The organism is Roseovarius pacificus, from assembly GCF_900142665.1.
In the GTDB taxonomy this organism is placed as follows: domain Bacteria; phylum Pseudomonadota; class Alphaproteobacteria; order Rhodobacterales; family Rhodobacteraceae; genus Roseovarius; species Roseovarius pacificus.
Genome location: NZ_FRBR01000001.1, coordinates 273,544 through 291,056 on the forward strand (window position 1 = coordinate 273,544; position 17,513 = coordinate 291,056).

The following is a 17,513-nucleotide window of genomic DNA, read 5'->3' on the forward strand; positions in this document are numbered from 1 at the left end:
GTCACCGCATCTCTTCGGCCGGAGTTACCCCAAGAATACCAAGACCTGCGGAAATAACAACGGTTACGGCCCGCGCGAGCGCGATTTTGGCCTGGCTTGTGGCCGGATCGCCCTCCTGCAGGAAGCGCAGCGAGGGGTCGTCATTGCCCCGGTTCCACAGCGCATGCAGCTCGGACGCCAGATCATAAAGGTAGAACGCCACGCGATGCGGCTCGTTCGTGCGGCCCGCGATCTCGACCATGCGCGGCCATTCCGCCAGCTTCTTGGCGACGGCGGTTTCGGCCTCATGCGTCAGGATCGACAGATCGGCCCCGGCCAGCGTCGCGTCCTCCACCTCGATCCCCGCCTCGCGCGCCTTGCGCAGCACCGAGTTCACGCGCGCATTGGCATATTGCACATAGAAAACCGGGTTGTCCTTGGATTGCTCCAGCACCTTGTCGAAATCGAAATCCAGCGGCGCGTCGTTCTTGCGCGTCAGCATGACAAAGCGCGTCACGTCCGGGCCCACCTGATCGACCACATCGCGCAGGGTCACGAATGTCCCGGCCCGCTTGGACATCTTGAAGGGCTCGCCGTTCTTGAACAGCTTCACAAGCTGGGTCAGCTTGATGTCCAGCGGCACCCGCCCGTCGGTCAGGGCCGACACGGCGGCCTTCATCCGTTTGACATAGCCGCCATGATCGGCGCCGAACACGTCGATCAGCATGTCGAACCCGCGTTCCACCTTGTCATAGTGATAGGCGATGTCGGGCGCGAAATAGGTCCAGCTTCCGTCGGATTTCTTGACCGGACGATCCACATCGTCGCCATGCTCGGTTGAGCGGAACAGCGTCTGCTCGCGCGGCTCCCAATCCTCGGGCGTCTTGCCCTTGGGCGGCTCGAGCACGCCCTCATAGATCAGCCCCTTGTCTTCGAGCGCCTTCAGCGCCTCTTCGATGCGGCCCGTGCCATAGAGCGACTTTTCCGAAAAGAACACGTCCATCTCGACGCCAAGCGCCTTCAGGTCGGCACGGATCAGGTCCATCATGGCCTCGGTGGCAAAGGTGCGTATCTCGGCCAGCCAGACGGCCTCGGGCTGATCGACATAGGCATCGCCCACCTGCGCCTTGAGCGCCTCGCCGACGGCGATCAGGTAATCGCCGGGATAGGTTCCGTCCTCGAACGCCACCGCCTGCCCGTGCGCTTCGAGGTAGCGCAGGTAGACCGAGCGCGCCAGCACATCCACCTGCGCGCCGCCATCGTTGATATAATATTCGCGCGTCACATCGTAGCCCACGAAATCCAGCAGGCTGGCCAAGGCATCGCCGAACACCGCGCCCCGCGTATGGCCCACATGCAGCGGCCCCGTGGGGTTGGCGCTGACATATTCCACGTTCACGCGCTTGCCTGCGCCCATATCCGAGCGCCCGAAATCATCTCCGCGTTCCAGCGCGGCGCGCAGGACATCCTGCCAGACGCCGGGCGCCAGCCGCAGGTTCAAAAACCCCGGACCAGCGACCTCGGCCGTTTCTATCCGCTCGCTCCCCAACAGGCGCGCGGCCAGGTCCACGGCGATATCGCGCGGCTTCTGACCGGCGGGCTTGGCCAGCACCATCGCGGCATTCGTCGCCATGTCGCCATGCGCCGGGTCGCGCGGCGGCTCTACGGTGACATTCGAAAGATCAAGCCCCGCAGGCAGCTTGCCCTCGTCCTGAAGCACGGCCAGTTCGTCCAGAACCAACGCGTGAATTTCGGTGAACAGATTCATCGGATCATCCCTTGTTCGTTGGTCGTGGGTTTATCACTGCAATTGCGCGCGTCAATCGCAAGGCAGCAGCACGGGCCATACCGCCGCGCCAATCGTCGGGGCGTGCGGGGCGCAAAGCCACAGGACCGTCCGCGCAAGCTCTGCCAGACCTTGCACGGATTTCAACCCCCCGGCATTGGAAATGCGCAGGGCATGAACCGGAATTCCCCCGCCAGCACCCCGCAGGTCGTGCTCCAGTGCAGCGGGCAATTCCTGCATTGCCCTGTCATAGGCCCTGTGTTCCGCCAACGCCTCCTGCGACGGCGCCGCAAAGACACTCACCACGCGCGGGCTCCGCGCCGCCGCCAGCCCTTGCGCGAAGGCACGGCAAAGCGCGGGGATCGCCGCGATGACCGCACCGGGCCGCTCGGGCGCCGCGAGCGCCTGCAAAAGCACGAGAACATCCAGCGGCTCGTTCCCCCACCCTGCCCCGAAGGCCTGGCACGGGCGCGGGCGCAACAGATCCATCACCAGATGATCGACCCGCTCGGGGTTAGCTGTCGCAGCCTCGCGCAGCGCCTGTTCATTGCGACCGCTCAGAACAACCCGCGCGCCCGCCGCCGCAAATGCGGCGCAGATTTCGGACCCTGCCGGGCAGTCGGCCCCGGCGATCAGTACGGTTTTCCCCATGAAGTCCAGATTTTGCACGCCTATACTCGCCCATGCGGCATTCGGGATGACAAGCGCCCCACCAAGAGCAGCGCATCACGCTCAGCCTGCCTTTTCCTCGTTTTCACCCTCGGCCCCCTCCTTCACCGCCTCGGTCTTCGGCGCCAGTGAAAGCAGGGTCGTTCCCTTGGTCTTGCGCGGCTCGCCCTCGTCGGGAATAAGCCGCAATTCGCCCCCCTCGTCATGTTCGGCAAGGGCCACGGCCTCGGGATTGCGGCTGCGCCAATCCTCGAAGGTGAACTCTTCGGTCAGGTTCGTCGCGCGCACCTTCCAGCCGGCGCTCATCTTCGAGGCCAGTTCGAGATAGGTCAGCCCGCCCGCAATCGCCCGTCCGCCAAGGGTGCTTGGCAAGGCATGCCGGCGGCTCTCCTGTTTGGCGCGCCGCAACTGAAAGACATTGTCGCGCCCGAATTCCGGCGCAAGGTCCGTCGCGACGAGGGTATTGTAGGCATCGTTGTCACTGACCGCCATGATCCGGCCATAGCTCATGATTTCAACGCCATGCTCCGCGGCCTCCGACAGGATATCCCCGAAAAACACCGGCAAGCCCGCCTCGCGGGCACTGCGCAACCGGGCGCGGTTCGCATCGGCGATCAGCACCGGCACCTCACGCTTTTGCAGCGCCTCGGCAAAGGCAGCGGCAAAACGCGACCCGCCCACGATGATCACACCGGGATTGCCCTTGCCCGCCAGCCCCAACGCCGCCGCCAGCGGGCGCAGTGAAAACCCGTGCAGGACAACCGTCGCCGCCACCAGCGCAAAGGCCAGCGGCCCCAGCAGGGCCGCATCCTCGACGCCCGACGCCACCAGACGCTCGGCAAACAGCCCCGCGACCGCCACCAGAACCACACCGCGCGGGCCCGTCAGCCCGACCAGCAGCCGCTCCCTGAACGGCAGCCGCGTGCCCGCCAGCGACAACAGGACAGTCAGCGGGCGGACGACGAAGATCACGCTCAGAATGAAAATCAGCGCGCGCCAGTCCAACATCGCCAGCCGGTCAAAATCCATGTTGGCGGCCAGCAGGATGAACACCCCCGAGACCAGCAGGATCGTGGCATGTTCCTTGAAACGGCGCATCTCGGTATAGCTGGGCAGGTCGGCATTGGCGATCCAGATGCCCATCACCGTCACCGCCAGCAGCCCGCTTTCGTGCAACACCGAATCCGACAGGGCGAACACCATCAGCAACGTGGCGAACAGCACCGGAACCTTCATGTATTCCGGCACCCAGGCCCGGCGGAAGGCCTCCGCCACGATCCAGCCCGCGGCAATCCCCATGACCGCCGCCACGACGATCCCGCGCGCCATGTCCCAGATCGCGGTGCCCATGGTTTCCGACGTATTGAGAACCAGCACCACCTCGAAGGCCAGAACCGCCGCCAGAGCGCCGATCGGGTCGTTGACGATCGCCTCCCACTGCAACAATTGCGCGGGCCTGCGATTGAGCCGCGCCTGCCGCAACAGCGGCGCGATCACCGTCGGGCCGGTCACGATCATGATACCGCCAAACACCGCCGACGAGGCCCAGCTGAGCCCCGCCACATAGTGCAGCGCCAGGGCCGAGAACAGCCACCCGAGCGGCGCGCCCGGAAAAATCAGCCGCCGAACCCCTTCGGCAGCGCCGCGCAGGCTGTGCACGTTCAGGGTCAGACCGCCCTCGAACAGGATGATCGCCACCGCGATGGCGATCATCGGCCCCATCAGCGGGCCGATATCACGGGCCGGATCGAACACGCCCAGAACCGGCCCGATCAGCAAGCCCGCCACCAGCATCAGGACGATGGCCGGCATCCGCAACCGCCACGCGGCCCATTGCGCGCCGACGCCAAGCACCCCGACCAGCGCAAAACTCATCACCGGGGCCAATGCCCCGTCCGCCGCCGCTTCCATCGCCATTCCTCAAGCGCCTCCCCATGCACCGGACCCGCCCGCGCCCCCCAAAAGGCGCGCGTGCTGCTGCAATGCGAAACGGTCGGTCATACCGGCAATGTAATCGCTCACCAGACGGGCCAGCGTCGTTTCGTCCCGCGCCGCCTCGACATCCTGCCGCCAACGGTCGGGCAAAAGCTCCGGCTTCGCAAGGTAAAACGGGAATAGGTCCTCGACGACATGCGTCACCTGCGCGCGCATTTCCATGACCGACGGCGCGCGATACATCCGCGAGAACAGGAACTCGCGGATTTCGCGCAGCGCCTGCCACATCCCGATTGAAAACCGGATCACCGGACGCCCCAGATGGCGCACCTCTGCGGCGCTTTGCGGCGCAGCCTGTTGCAGGATCGCACGCGAGGTTTCGATCACATCCGCCACCATCACCCCGAACACGCGCCGCAACGCCTCGTGCCTGCGCCGGTACGGATCGAGACCGGGATAGGCCGCGTCCACCTCGTCGTAACACGGCCCAACGATGGGCAACCGGCGAATGTCGTCTTCGCTGAACAGCCCCGCGCGCAGCCCGTCATGCAGGTCGTGATTGTTGTAGGCCACATCGTCGGACAGCGCGGCAACCTGCGCCTCGGCGCTCGCGTGGGTGTGAAGCTCCAGATCGTGGCGCGCATTGTAATCGGCCAGCGCATAGGGCAGATCGCCCGTGACCGGGCCGTTATGCTTGGCGATCCCTTCCAGCGTGTCCCATGTCAGGTTCAGCCCGTCGAATTCCGCGTAATGGCGCTCCAGCGCGGTGACGATCCGCACCGCCTGCGCATTGTGATCGAACCCGCCATAGGGCTGCATCAGCGCATTCAGCGCATCCTCGCCCGTATGCCCGAAGGGCGTGTGCCCCAGATCGTGCGCCAGCGCCACCGCCTCAGTCAGTTCCTGATTGAGCCCAAGCGCCCCGGCGATGGTGCGCGCCACCTGCGCCACCTCGATGGAATGGGTCAGCCGCGTGCGAAAATAATCGCCCTCGTGCTCGACGAACACCTGCGTCTTGTGCTTGAGGCGGCGAAAGGCGCTGGAATGAATGATGCGGTCGCGATCCCGTTGATAACAGGAACGAAACGCGCTTTCCTCCTCGGCCACCAGACGCCCCTGGGTCTGCGCCGGAGTCGAGGCATAGAGAACATGCATGTCGGCTATCCTTGTCGCCCGTTTTCCTGCTCCATATATTGGAAAGCACGGAACAACGAAACCATCAGGAGCCCCCGTATGCAACTGCCCCCGAAAGTCACCGAGCGCGCCTTTGCCCGGCTGGCCGAAATCGGCGCCGGAACCGAAGGTCAGGCATTGCGCATCGCCGTCGAAGGCGGGGGCTGTTCCGGGTTCCAGTACGATATCCGCCTCGACACCCCCGCCGAGGACGATCTGGTGCTCGAAGGTCAGGGCGAAAAGGTCGTGGTCGACAGCGTCTCGCTGCCGTTTCTGTCCGGCGCCACCATCGACTTTACCGAAGAACTGATCGGCGCGCGGTTCACGATCGACAATCCCAACGCCAGCAGTTCCTGTGGCTGCGGCACGTCATTCTCCATGTAATCAATACGTTATATGATGAAGTTTGCGTAACGCATCAACACCGAAACCGCGCCTTTCTCAGCCTCACCCTTGTCTTGCCACCGCTCCTGCGCGATAGAGGGCCAGGGATATCGGAAAGGCGCGACACATGAAGATTGCCAGCTTCAACATCAACGGAATCAAGGCGCGCGTTCAGGCCCTGCCGGATTGGCTGGACGAGGCGCAGCCGGATGTCGTCGTCTTGCAGGAAATCAAATCCATCGACGAAAATTTTCCGCGCGAGCTGTTCGAGGACAAGGGATATACCGTCGAAACCCACGGCCAGAAAAGTTTCAACGGCGTGGCGATCCTGTCGAAACTGCCGCTCGAGGATATCAGCCGCGGCCTGCCCGGCGATGACGAGGATGAACAGGCCCGCTGGATCGAGGCCACGGTGATCGGCGACAAGACGGCCGTGCGGGTCTGCGGGCTCTACCTGCCCAACGGGAACCCCGCGCCGGGGCCGAAATACGATTACAAACTGGCATGGATGGAGCGGCTCAAGGCCCGCGCCGCCGATCTGCTGAAATCGGAAGAACCCGCATTGATGGCCGGGGATTACAACATCATCCCGCAGGACGAGGATGCAAAACGCCCCGAAGCCTGGACCAAAGACGCGCTGGCCCTGCCCGAAAGCCGCGCCGCATTTCGCCGGATCGTCAATCTGGGCTTTACCGATGCCTTCCGCGCCCGCCATCACGGGCCGGGGCATTACACGTTCTGGGATTATCAGGCCGGGGCATGGAACCGCGATGACGGCATCCGCATCGACCATTTCCTGCTGACGCCACAGGCGGCGGACCTTCTGACCGATTGCCAGATCGACAAGGCCGTGCGCGGGCGTGAAAAGCCCTCGGACCATGTGCCGATCTGGATTACGCTGGACGCCTGAGCGCCGCCTTGGTCACATCGTAGCCATAGATCCAGTCGAACTGCCGCATCAGCCGCCCCGGCGCCACAGCCCCGCCCACGCGCAGGGCCGTATGCGCGGCCCATCTGAGCGGCGAAAACGACAGGTGATATTTCCACGCATTGCCATTGGCCGTCTCGACCACCCTGCAAACCCGCTCGCGGCGGCACTCCTGATAGGCAACCAGACGATCCTCAAGCGCCCCTGCCCCGTCCAGACACTCGGCCAGCACCCAGGAATCCTCCAGCGCCATGCAGGCCCCTTGCGCCATGAACGGCAAGGTCGGATGCGCCGCATCGCCGACAAGCGCCACCCCGCCCGCATGCCACCGCGCCGCCACCGGATGACGGAACAGCCCCCACAGATTGACCGTTTCAACCCGTGAAAGCATGGCCTGCACCTCCGGTCCGAAATCGGAAAATGCGGCCTGCAAGGCGATGGGATCGTCCTCCTGGCTCCAGCTTTCCTCGCTCCATGCCGCGCGTTCCTGAACCGCGACGAGGTTCAACATGCGGCCCTGCCGCAACGGGTAGCTCACCAGATGCCGGTGCGGCCCCATGTGCACGCAGGCCTCCGCCGGGGCATTGCCAGTGTTGGGCACCACGGCCCGCCAGGCCACCTGCCCGGTGAAAAACGGAGCGACGCGCCCGTTCAGGGCTTGCCGCGCCACGGAATGCAGCCCATCGGCCCCGATCACCAGATCCGCGCTCAGTATCGCGCCATTGGCCAGCCCCACGCGCGGCCTGCCCCCGTCCGCGCCGGGCTCAATAGACCTGATTTTTTGCAACAGGCGCAGCTTGGCCCCGGCCTGCCGCGCGCCCTGTGCCAGAATGTCGATCAAATCCGCGCGGTGAACGAAAAAGTAATCGTCATTTTCCAGCCGTCCCAAATCCAGCGACAGAACACGCGCCCCGCGATAGTCCCGCAGGTTGACGCCCCGCGCCCGGACCGACAGATCGCGTAGCGCCTGCCCAAGACCAAGCGCATTCAGAACGGCAAAACCGTTCGGACTGACCTGCAAACCGGCCCCGACCTCGGCAATTTCCGGGGCCTGCTCCAACACGGTGACATCCGCACCGCGCAGGGCCAGCGCACGCGCCGTGGCCAACCCTCCGATACCGCCGCCGATGACCAGCGTTTTCAATCCATCGAGACTCATGTGACCCTATTGAAACGAAAAACGCCGGAGCGAAAGCCCCGGCGTCGATGAAATTTCATGAAGATCATGCTCAATCGTCGCGATGGACTTTCTCGCGACGCTCATGACGCTCCTGGGCTTCCAGCGTCATGGTCGCAATCGGGCGCGCATCCAGACGTTTCAGGCTGATCTGCTCACCCGTGACTTCGCAATACCCGTACTCGCCCTCTTCGATGCGGCGCAGGGCGGAATCGATCTTGGCAACCAGTTTGCGCTGACGGTCTCTCGTGCGCAGTTCGATGGCGCGGTCGGTTTCCTCGCTGGCGCGATCGGCGACATCGGGAATTGCCCGTGTCCCGTCCTGCAGGCCCTCGATCGTGTCGCGCGTGCCTTCCAGAAGTTCGTTTTTCCAGTTGACCAGCTTGCGCCGGAAATACTCCAACTGGCGTTCATTCATAAACGGTTCGTCTTCGGCCGGTTGGTAATCGTTGGGCAGAAAGACTTCGGCTTTCATCGTTTTCCCCTCATCAAGGCCAACGTCCGACATTCGTCGTCTCCTAAGATCGTGGCGCTTCCTCGGGCTGCAATTACACCCGGCGAAAGGGAATGTCACTAGTCAATCACGCTGCATTGATGTGTTTTGCCGATCAGCCTACTGTGCACCGCGACGCTGCCTGTAAAAGCTGCAAAAAGGACTGAAAAAGATATGAAATTCGAGGGAACCGACTCTTACGTCGCAACGGACGACCTGACTGTGGCGGTCAACGCGGCCGTCATGCTGGAACGCCCGCTGCTGGTCAAGGGCGAACCGGGAACCGGCAAGACGGAACTGGCCCGGCAGGTGGCGCAGGCGCTTGGCCTCAAGATGATCGAGTGGAACATCAAGTCCACCACGAAGGCCCAGCAGGGGCTTTATGAATACGACGCGGTCTCGCGCCTGCGCGACAGCCAGCTGGGCGACGAACGCGTGCATGACGTGCGCAACTACATCCGCAAGGGCAAGCTCTGGCAGGCCTTCGAGGCCGGTGAAAAGGTCGTCCTGCTGATCGACGAGATCGACAAGGCCGATATCGAATTTCCCAACGACCTGCTACAGGAACTCGACCGGATGGAGTTCTTCGTCTACGAAACCGGCGAAACCGTGCGCGCCCGACATCGCCCCATCGTGATCATCACCTCGAACAACGAAAAGGAACTGCCCGACGCCTTCCTGCGGCGCTGTTTCTTCCACTACATCCGCTTTCCCGATCAGGACACCATGAAGCGGATCGTCGAGGTCCACCACCCCGGCATCAAGGAACAGCTGCTGACCACCGCGCTGACGCAGTTCTACGAGATCCGCGACCAGTCGGGGCTCAGGAAAAAACCCTCCACTTCCGAGGTTCTGGACTGGCTCAAACTGCTTCTGGCCGAAGACCTGACGGCGGAGGACCTCAGGCGGGATGGCGCCGATGCACTGCCCAGATTGCACGGCGCGCTTTTGAAAAACGAACAGGACGTGCATCTTTTCGAGCGTCTCGCCTTCATGGCGCGGCGATCCCGCTGAAACGATTTGGGCGATCCTGTGACATCGACTTCGAAACACGGCTTTGCGCGGACCTCTCCGGAGGGGCGCGCAAAGAGTCATAGTTTCGCCCCGAATGATCCTTATCGGCGACAGGATGGACGCGCAGTGTTCATATCGTCCTGCAAAGGCATCGGGCAGATCGTCGGGCGGCTGTGCTTCACGGCACCGTCGCAGATGCATATCCGCCAGTGCAGGTCAGGCTTTCGGGGGTCACTCAGCCCCGGCCGCATCACTGGGAACACTGGCTTCGGGGGGCACATGCGCCGCGTCATTCTACCTTTCTGCCTCATGCTCGGCGCGTGCGCGCCCGGCCCGTCCGTCGATATGCCCTCGCGCGCGGCCACCCATGAAATTTCGACCATGCCGGCGATCAAGTCGTTTTCGTCGCCGCGCCCGGTTCCCCCGATGCGCTCCAACCGCGATATTCAGAGGGACTTTCTCGAACTGTCCTTCCAGTTGGAATCGGGGCGGACCCTCAAGTATTTTTCCCGTTTCGAAGAACCGATCAGCATCGCCGTCACCGGCACCCCGCCGCCGACGCTGATTCCCGATCTGAACAGGCTCGTCCACCGGCTGCGCACCGAGGCCGGTATCGACGTTGCCCGTGTCCGGAACGGCAACGCCAATATCACGATCGAGGCCGTGCCGCGCTCGGAAATCCGGCGCAACCTGCCCAAGGCGGCGTGCTTTGTCGTTCCCAATATCTCGCGCCTGTCGCAGTACCGCACGGCCCGGCACAGCCGCGCCACCAACTGGAGCCTGCTGACCACCCGCAAGAAACTGGCGATCTTCCTGCCCAACGACTCGTCCCCGCAAGAGGTGCGCGATTGCCTGCACGAAGAGCTGGCCCAGGCCCTCGGCCCGCTCAACGATCTTTATCGCCTGCCCGATTCAGTGTTCAACGACGACAACGTTCACACGGTCCTGACCGGGTTCGACATGCTGATCCTGCGGGCCTATTACGCGCCGGAATTGCGCTCTGGCATGACCCGCGCGCAGGTGGCCGCACGGCTGCCCGCGATCCTGAGCCGGCTCAACCCCGCCGGGGACCGTCGCGCATCTCAGCATGCCTCATCCACCCCCCGCGAATGGATCGACGCCATCCAGACCGCCCTGGGTCCGGGCGCGCGCCCCGCGCAACGTCGCGACGCAGCGCTGAGCGCGGTGCGTATCGCCGAGGCCGTGGGCTGGCGCGATCATCGGCGGGCCTTCAGCCATTTCGCACTTGGGCGTCTGGCACAGGCCACGGACCCCGATTTCGCTCAGGATCAGTTCGTCATTGCCGATCAGTTCTACAGCCGGACACCGGGCAGCGAACTGCACCGCGCCTATACCGGCGCGCAACTTGCGGCCTACGCCATCAGCCAGGGGCGCGGCGCGGATGCGCTGTTGCTGCTCAATCCCCATCTTGCCACGGCGGAACGCTATGAAAACGCCGCATTGCTTTCAACCCTGATGATGCTGCGCGCCGAGGCGCTGGATCTGAACGGGCGCACCTCCGAAGCCAACGCCGTGCGTCTGGACAGTCTGGGCTGGGCACGCTACGGGTTCGGAGAGGATTGGGCCGTGCGCGCCAGGCTGCGCGAGATTTCAGCGCTCAACCCGCTAAAGGGACCGAACGGGTAAACAACGCAAATGATCGTCATCATCGGGGCCATTCTGGGCGCAGTCATCGGCGGCGTGATCGCCAAACGCCGCAAGGGGCGCTTGGCCGATATTCTGCAATACGCCTTTGTCTACGCACTGATCTTCACGTTGATCGGCCTGTTCGCCACCCTGATCATTCACCGCGCCTCCGTCTGAGGGGGCGCGCATGTTCCTGCCCTTCTTCGAAAACCTGCGCACCGCCGGCGTTCCGGTCTCCCTGCGTGAATACCTGACCTTTCTCGAAGCGATGCGCGCCAATCTGGTGACCTACGACATCGAAGGCTTCTACTATCTGGCGCGCGCGGCGATGGTGAAGGACGAGCGCATGATCGACCGCTTCGACCGCGCCTTCGCCGCCAGTTTCGACGGGCTGGAAGATATTTCGGCCGAGGACGTGCTGAACGCCGTCGACCTGCCCGCCGAGTGGCTTGAGAAACTGGCCGAAAAGCACCTGAGCGAGGAAGAGAAAGCCGAGATCGAAGCGCTCGGCGGATTCGACAAGCTCATGGAAACCCTCAGGGAACGGCTGCGCGAACAGCAGGGCCGCCATCAGGGGGGCAACAAGTGGATCGGCACCGCCGGCACCTCGCCCTTCGGGGCTTATGGCTACAATCCCGAAGGCGTGCGCATCGGACAGGACAAGTCGCGCCACCGCCGTGCGGTCAAGGTCTGGGACAAGCGCGAGTTCCGCAATCTCGACGACAGTGTCGAACTGGGCACCCGTAACATCAAGGTCGCCCTGAAACGCCTGCGCCAATGGGCCCGCGACGGGGCGCATGACGAGCTGGACCTCGACGGGACGATCCGCGCCACCGCCGAACACGGCTATCTCGATGTGCAAACCCGCCCCGAGCGGCGCAATGCGGTGAAGGTGCTGTTGTTTCTGGATGTGGGTGGTTCAATGGACCCTCATATCAAGGTGGTCGAAGAATTGTTCAGTGCGGCGCGTGCCGAATTCAAACACCTTGAATATTACTATTTCCATAACTGCCTGTACGAAGGTGTCTGGCGCGACAACCGCCGCCGCTACGATCAGCAAACCCCCACCTGGGATGTCCTGCATACCTACGGGTCGGATTACAAATGCATCTTCGTCGGCGACGCCAGCATGTCACCCTATGAAATCGCCTATCCCGGCGGGGCCAACGAGCACTGGAATCCCGAGGCCGGGCAGGTCTGGCTGCAACGCGCCCGCGAACAATGGCCCTCGCATCTCTGGATCAATCCCGTCCCCGAGCAATACTGGGGCTATACCCATTCCATCAACATGATCTCCGAGATTTTCGAAAACCGCATGGTCCCGATGACCCTCGAAGGTCTGGATCGCGGGATGCGCGAGTTGATCCGCTAGTCCCGACCAGATCGCAAGACACGCCGGGCCGCAAGACACATCGGACAGAGGCCCTCTCCGGGATCAGTCGGGGCCGGTTCGAAGATCGCGAGGAACGGCATTCCCGACCGCCCCGGCATCGCCGAAATCATCGGCATATGCGCCCATGATGGACACATATTTCCAAACCACCCCCGAATTTCGTACAAAACCCGCGTACACTTCGTACGTTTCGTACAAAACCCGTCCGGGGGCCTGCCCCCAAAATCAAGGCCGCCCCGAAAGGCGGCCCCGACAACACGATCCCGGTTTCCTCACTGCCCGACCATAGAGGGCACGACGGTCACGATGGCCGGGAACAGCCACAGGATCGCCAGCCCCACCACCTGAATCAGCACGAACGGCGCCACACCCCTGTAAATATGGCTGGTCGTCACCTCTTTGGGCGCAACCCCGCGCAGATAGAACAACGCAAATCCGAACGGCGGCGTCAGGAAACTGGTCTGAAGATTCACGGCAATCATGATCGTCACCCATTTCGGATCGAACGTGCCGCCATAGATGACCGGCCCGACAATCGGAATGACGATGTAGATGATCTCCAGAAAATCCAGAACAAACCCCAAAATGAACAGCACCAGCATCACGATCAGGAACACGGTGTATTCATTGTCGAAACTCTTCAGGAATTGCTGGATATAGTGTTCCCCTCCAAAGGAAATCACCACCAGGTTCAAGAGCTGCGATCCGATCAGGATCGTGAACACCATCGAGGTCACCTTGGCCGTTTCGCGAACCACCGGCGTCAGTATCCCTCCCGAAAACAGCACCCAGCAGGAATACAGCAACCCGAACGCCGCATAGAGATACGCGGCATACGCGCCGATGAAGGCCAGCCAGCTTTCAAACGGCACATCTCGCTGATTGATGCGCAGATCGAAATTGATCCCCAGCAAAATCGCCACAACGATCGCGAAGGTTGACCAGATGATCACCATACCCGAGCGATCCAGATCTCTCAGGCGCCGATAGGCGGCCAGCATGATCGCGCCTCCTGCCCCAAGTGCGGCAGCCGGAGTCGGATTGGTGATTCCGCCCAGGATTGACCCCAGAACGGCAACGATCAGCACCAGCGGAGGAAAGACCACGCGGATCAGTTCGTTCTGCGCCAACCGGCCAACCGCATGGGAACACCCGTAAAGGGCCATACCCAGCGGGATCGCCAGAATGACCAGCGACAGCCCGGAACTGGTGGATGGCGCGATCAGCAGGATATCCGCCAACAGCCCCAGCACGATCCCCAGAGCCCCGATCAGCAGCGGCACCGGCGTGGCCGAGGGCCGAACCCCGCGCGCGACAGCCAGAACCAGAGCCAAGAGCAGGAAGATCGTCGCAACGCCCGTCCCGATGGGCGCGGCATTTGCTTCTTTTTCGGCGATCAGTTCGGCGATTTCTTCGGGAGACAAGCGATGGCTTTCCTCCAGCCCGCCGGACTCGTCGATCACCTGTTGCTGGGCCACAGCGGCATCCCAGGCCTCTTGCCCATGCAACTCGATCATCGACGCCTTGCACTGCTCACTGACATTGGTACGCAGTTCAGCGGCTTCGCCACGGTCGGTATAGCTGTCGACCTGAAGGCTTTGCGATCCGATGATGTGCACCTGGCTCAACAGCATCATGCCCGCGATAAGGGCGACCGGAACACCGAGATACCAGGTAAAGGCCTCTCCCCGCGTGATCGCTTCTCCGCCAGACCCTCCCAGTTCCACGGCAGGCGCCCTCTTGGGATTGAACAGCGCATAGCTGAAGGCATAAAGCGCATAGAGCAAAGCCAACAGGATACCGGGCAACAAGGCCGCCTGAAACAACGTGCCCACCGACACCACCGCCGGTTCACCTAGATAAGTCAACGCGTCCGAACACCCGGCTTCCTGCGCTCGGGTTTCCTGCGCAGCGGAATAAAGATCGCCCGCCAGCGTTCCCAACAGAACGATCACGATGGACGGCGGAATGATCTGCCCCAACGTCCCGCTCGCCGCGATCACGCCCGTGGCGATCTCGGGACTGTAGTTGTTGCGTAGCATGGTCGGCAGGCTGAGCAGACCCATGGTAACCACCGTGGCCCCGACGATCCCGGTCGAGGCCGCCAGAAAGGCTCCGACAACCACCACCGACACGGCCAGACCGCCTGGCAGCGGGCCAAAGACCCGCGCCATGGTGGTCAGCAGGTCATTGGCGATTTTCGACCGCTCCAGCGTGATCCCCATCAGCACGAACATCAGCACCGCCAGCAGAGTCTCGATAGACTGCCCCGCCAGCACGCGTTCGTTGATACGATTCACAATGAAACTGACATTGCGATCCAATGCCGTTTCCCAACCCAGCGGGAAAACGGATTGCCCGATCCTTGGCAGATCGGGATAACGGAAAACGGATATCATTTCAGGCCGCACGCCCGAACCGACAAGCGTGTTATAGGCCTCGCTGGAGGTGTCGATAGCCTGGTGGATCAACAATCCCGCGCTATCGAGTGCCGCAATGATCCCGAAAGAGATCACCCCCGCGCCGCCGATTGCAAACGCCACCGGAAAGCCCGACAGAATGCCCCCGAAAAGGCACAGAAAGACGATGATCAGGCCGATTTCAACGCCATCAAGTCCGAATAGCATGTGTCCCTGCCCCCTTAATGTGTGCCTTCATAGGCTTCTTCACCTTCGCCAAGGCTATCCTTGTCGAGGTATTTGTTTTCACTGTCTTCGCCTTCGCACCATTCCAGATAGGATCTGTAGAAAAACGCGACCGAATGCAGAAAGATCATCGCGGCGAAGGCCACAAGCAGAATTTTGAACAGGAAATACCCGTTGAACCCGTTCGGCGAAAACCCGATGGTTTCGACATTCCATCGCAGCGCTCTGGATTTCGCCAGCAACCGGTCAAGAGTGTCGCTGGCTGACGGTTTCGGGACAATCAGGTGGCGCCACATGAAGAACCAGCCATACATCCAGATCAGGATCGCCATCGGCATCATGAACAGAAGCGACCCGACCATATCGATGATTTTCTTGGTGCGGAACCGGACTGTCGCATAGATCAGGTCCACACGGACATGCCCGCCTTGCACGAAGGTGTAGGTGGCACACAGGGCGACCACCATCGCATTGTAGAGTTTCAGTTCTTCAGCCCACCAACTGATATCCATCTCAATCGGGATGCCCAGACCGATCACGATATCCGGTCGGGCAAAGATGCGCTGAATGAAAACGATGATGATCTGCTGGATCACCATCAACAGCCCGGCCCATGCGAAGAAGCGTCCAACCATATTGGCAAATCCTTCAAGGATGCGCACGCATCCCCACATGAAACCATGCCTCCAGAGTCCGACCCCCGTAACCACGAGGAAAGCGGTGAAAACGATGAAGAAGAATTCAACCGATCCGCCATAATACACAAAGCGCATGATCGCTTCTTTGTCGGACCAATCGAGCCATTGGTGAGGATGACTCAGAGCGTAGCCCAGGTTGTAAAAGGCGTATCCGATATTGCTGAACATCCAGACGATCATTTCAACCACGGCACCGACTGCTCCGGTCGAAGCTGTTTCATCCATGAGGTGAATCCTTGGCTGCTTGATAGAGGAATGCTTCAGGCATGGCGCTTATTGCCTCCTGAAAGTCCCCGTGCCCCGGTTGTGGAAACGGGGCACGGGATATGACGACGGCTCTGACTTACAGACCCATCACACGGTTACGCTGTGCAGAAAACGCACCTTCCGAGCGGCTGCCCCAGGTCGCAGAACTGTTCAGCGATGCCATGTAACTGTCATAGCAGGACTTGTAGAGATCGTCGCCCAGGGACTCTTCGACGACTTCCTTGGCCGCCGCACCGAAGGCATCCCAGATTGCATCGGAGAAACTCATCAGCTTGACACCGCTCGACTGCAAACGCTGCAACGCGGCCGAGTTGTTCGCCATGAACAGCGACATGGTCCACAGGTTCGATGCCCGTGCCGCATTTGCAACGATGCTTTGCTGGGAAGGCGTCAGGCTTTCATAAACATCGAGGTTCATGTTCAGGTTGAGGTTCGGACCCGGCTCATGGAAACCGGCGGTGTAGTAGAACTTGGTGATTTCCTGGAAACCGGCCTTTTCATCGGCCCACGGTCCGATCCATTCCGTACCGTCGATCGCACCCGACGCAAGCGCCTGATACACTTCCGCACCGGGAAGGTTCTGAACCGACGCGCCCAGCTTGCCGAGCACCTGCCCCCCTTGCCCCGGCATCCGGAACCGCAGGCCCTGGAAATCTTCGACGCCGTTCATTTCCTTGGCGAACCAGCCACCCGATTGCGGCCCGGTGTTGCCAACGGGGAAACTTTTGATGCCAAAGATCGAATACACTTCGTCTGCCAGGTCGCGGCCACCGTCATGATAGAACCAGTTGTTGAATTCCTGGAACGTCATGCCGAACGGCACCTGGCTGAAGAACGACAGCGCGGGGTGCTGACTGAGGAAGTAGTAATCGACACCATGGTACAAATCGGCCTGACCGGCCGTCACCGCATCGAACACCTCGAATGCACCGACCAGTTCGCCCGCTGCCTTCAGATCGACCGTCAACGCACCATCGGTCATTTCGGTAATGGCGTCAGCAGCGTATTGCGCGCTGTCATGCACACCTGCCAGACCACGCCCCCATGTGGTTACCATGGTCAGTGTGCGTTTTCCTTGGGCATAAGCAGGCGCCGCAAGTGTTGCCGCGGCTGCGGCAGTGCCCCCGAGTGCGGAATTTTTCAGAAATGAGCGACGATCCATAGAGTTGTTCCTCCCAGAATGATTAAAGTGCGCCCTCTCCTCAAGGATTGCGCGCACGGACCGATACAAGTGGAGTCACGATATCGTGACAAGGCAAGCGTGAAAATACCTATAACTGCTTAGATGCGCGACGATTGTTCTCAAAACGAGCCATCACCCTGTA

At 61.8% G+C, this 17,513-nt stretch carries 15 protein-coding genes; 6 read left to right on the forward strand and 9 right to left on the reverse strand.

The window, feature by feature from the left end:
• Position 1: 1 nt before the first annotated feature.
• The 4 genes from argS to BUB53_RS01360 all read right to left on the reverse strand — a co-directional run bounded on the left by argS (position 2) and on the right by BUB53_RS01360 (position 5,524).
• Complete coding sequence (gene argS / locus BUB53_RS01345; RefSeq protein WP_073031859.1) at positions 2 to 1,747, reverse strand: arginine--tRNA ligase; 1,746 nt, start codon at positions 1,745 to 1,747, stop codon at positions 2 to 4.
• Between the two features lie 51 nt (positions 1,748 to 1,798).
• The gene (locus tag BUB53_RS01350) at positions 1,799 to 2,434 is read right to left on the reverse strand and encodes a Rossmann-fold NAD(P)-binding domain-containing protein (protein WP_159437751.1); all 636 of its coding nucleotides are present in this window, start codon (positions 2,432 to 2,434) and stop codon (positions 1,799 to 1,801) included.
• Positions 2,435 to 2,497: 63 nt separating this feature from the next.
• A complete protein-coding gene (locus BUB53_RS01355) occupies positions 2,498 to 4,351 on the reverse strand; it encodes a cation:proton antiporter (protein WP_084728779.1) in 1,854 nt (617 codons plus the stop codon).
• A gap of 3 nt (positions 4,352 to 4,354) precedes the next feature.
• Entirely contained in the window at positions 4,355 to 5,524 is a 1,170-nt protein-coding gene (locus tag BUB53_RS01360) for a deoxyguanosinetriphosphate triphosphohydrolase (protein WP_073031866.1), read from the reverse strand.
• Between the two features lie 78 nt (positions 5,525 to 5,602).
• Between BUB53_RS01360 and BUB53_RS01365 the strand changes: the two genes are divergently transcribed.
• Entirely contained in the window at positions 5,603 to 5,926 is a 324-nt protein-coding gene (locus BUB53_RS01365) for a HesB/IscA family protein (protein ID WP_073031868.1), read from the forward strand.
• A gap of 127 nt (positions 5,927 to 6,053) precedes the next feature.
• Complete coding sequence (gene xth, locus BUB53_RS01370; protein WP_073031870.1) at positions 6,054 to 6,836, forward strand: exodeoxyribonuclease III; 783 nt, start codon at positions 6,054 to 6,056, stop codon at positions 6,834 to 6,836.
• On the opposite strand, the gene BUB53_RS01375 is transcribed toward xth, so the two are convergent.
• Together BUB53_RS01375 and dksA are read right to left on the reverse strand one after the other, a co-directional pair.
• A complete protein-coding gene (locus BUB53_RS01375) occupies positions 6,820 to 8,013 on the reverse strand; it encodes an FAD-dependent oxidoreductase (RefSeq protein WP_073031872.1) in 1,194 nt (397 codons plus the stop codon). The genes xth and BUB53_RS01375 overlap by 17 nt on opposite strands.
• A gap of 70 nt (positions 8,014 to 8,083) precedes the next feature.
• A complete protein-coding gene (gene dksA, locus BUB53_RS01380; RefSeq protein ID WP_073031874.1) occupies positions 8,084 to 8,539 on the reverse strand; it encodes an RNA polymerase-binding protein DksA in 456 nt (151 codons plus the stop codon).
• A gap of 159 nt (positions 8,540 to 8,698) precedes the next feature.
• Here dksA and BUB53_RS01385 point away from each other — a divergent pair, with 159 nt between their 5' ends.
• From BUB53_RS01385 to BUB53_RS01395, 4 genes are all read left to right on the forward strand, one after another.
• Positions 8,699 to 9,538 carry an AAA family ATPase gene (locus BUB53_RS01385; RefSeq protein WP_073031876.1) on the forward strand — a complete coding sequence of 280 codons (840 nt, stop codon included), beginning with the start codon at positions 8,699 to 8,701 and terminating at the stop codon, positions 9,536 to 9,538.
• Between the two features lie 279 nt (positions 9,539 to 9,817).
• Positions 9,818 to 11,185 carry a DUF2927 domain-containing protein gene (locus BUB53_RS01390; protein WP_073031878.1) on the forward strand — a complete coding sequence of 456 codons (1,368 nt, stop codon included), beginning with the start codon at positions 9,818 to 9,820 and terminating at the stop codon, positions 11,183 to 11,185.
• Positions 11,186 to 11,194: 9 nt separating this feature from the next.
• Positions 11,195 to 11,362: a solute carrier organic anion transporter gene (locus tag BUB53_RS22915; RefSeq protein WP_143163106.1), complete on the forward strand. Its 168-nt coding sequence runs from the start codon at positions 11,195 to 11,197 to the stop codon at positions 11,360 to 11,362.
• Positions 11,363 to 11,372: 10 nt separating this feature from the next.
• Positions 11,373 to 12,557: a vWA domain-containing protein gene (locus BUB53_RS01395; RefSeq protein ID WP_073031880.1), complete on the forward strand. Its 1,185-nt coding sequence runs from the start codon at positions 11,373 to 11,375 to the stop codon at positions 12,555 to 12,557.
• Positions 12,558 to 12,850: 293 nt separating this feature from the next.
• Here the strand turns inward: BUB53_RS01395 and BUB53_RS01400 are convergent, their stop codons facing one another.
• The 3 genes from BUB53_RS01400 to BUB53_RS01410 all read right to left on the reverse strand — a co-directional run bounded on the left by BUB53_RS01400 (position 12,851) and on the right by BUB53_RS01410 (position 17,350).
• Positions 12,851 to 15,205 (reverse strand): TRAP transporter large permease subunit, encoded by a 2,355-nt coding sequence (locus BUB53_RS01400; protein WP_073031882.1) that lies wholly within the window; start codon positions 15,203 to 15,205, stop codon positions 12,851 to 12,853.
• A gap of 14 nt (positions 15,206 to 15,219) precedes the next feature.
• On the reverse strand, positions 15,220 to 16,101 hold the full coding sequence (locus tag BUB53_RS01405) for a TRAP transporter small permease subunit (RefSeq protein ID WP_373285765.1): 882 nt from the start codon (positions 16,099 to 16,101) through the stop codon (positions 15,220 to 15,222).
• 163 nt (positions 16,102 to 16,264) lie between these two features.
• The gene (locus BUB53_RS01410) at positions 16,265 to 17,350 is read right to left on the reverse strand and encodes a TRAP transporter substrate-binding protein (RefSeq protein ID WP_073031894.1); all 1,086 of its coding nucleotides are present in this window, start codon (positions 17,348 to 17,350) and stop codon (positions 16,265 to 16,267) included.
• Between the last annotated feature and the right edge of the window lie 163 nt (positions 17,351 to 17,513).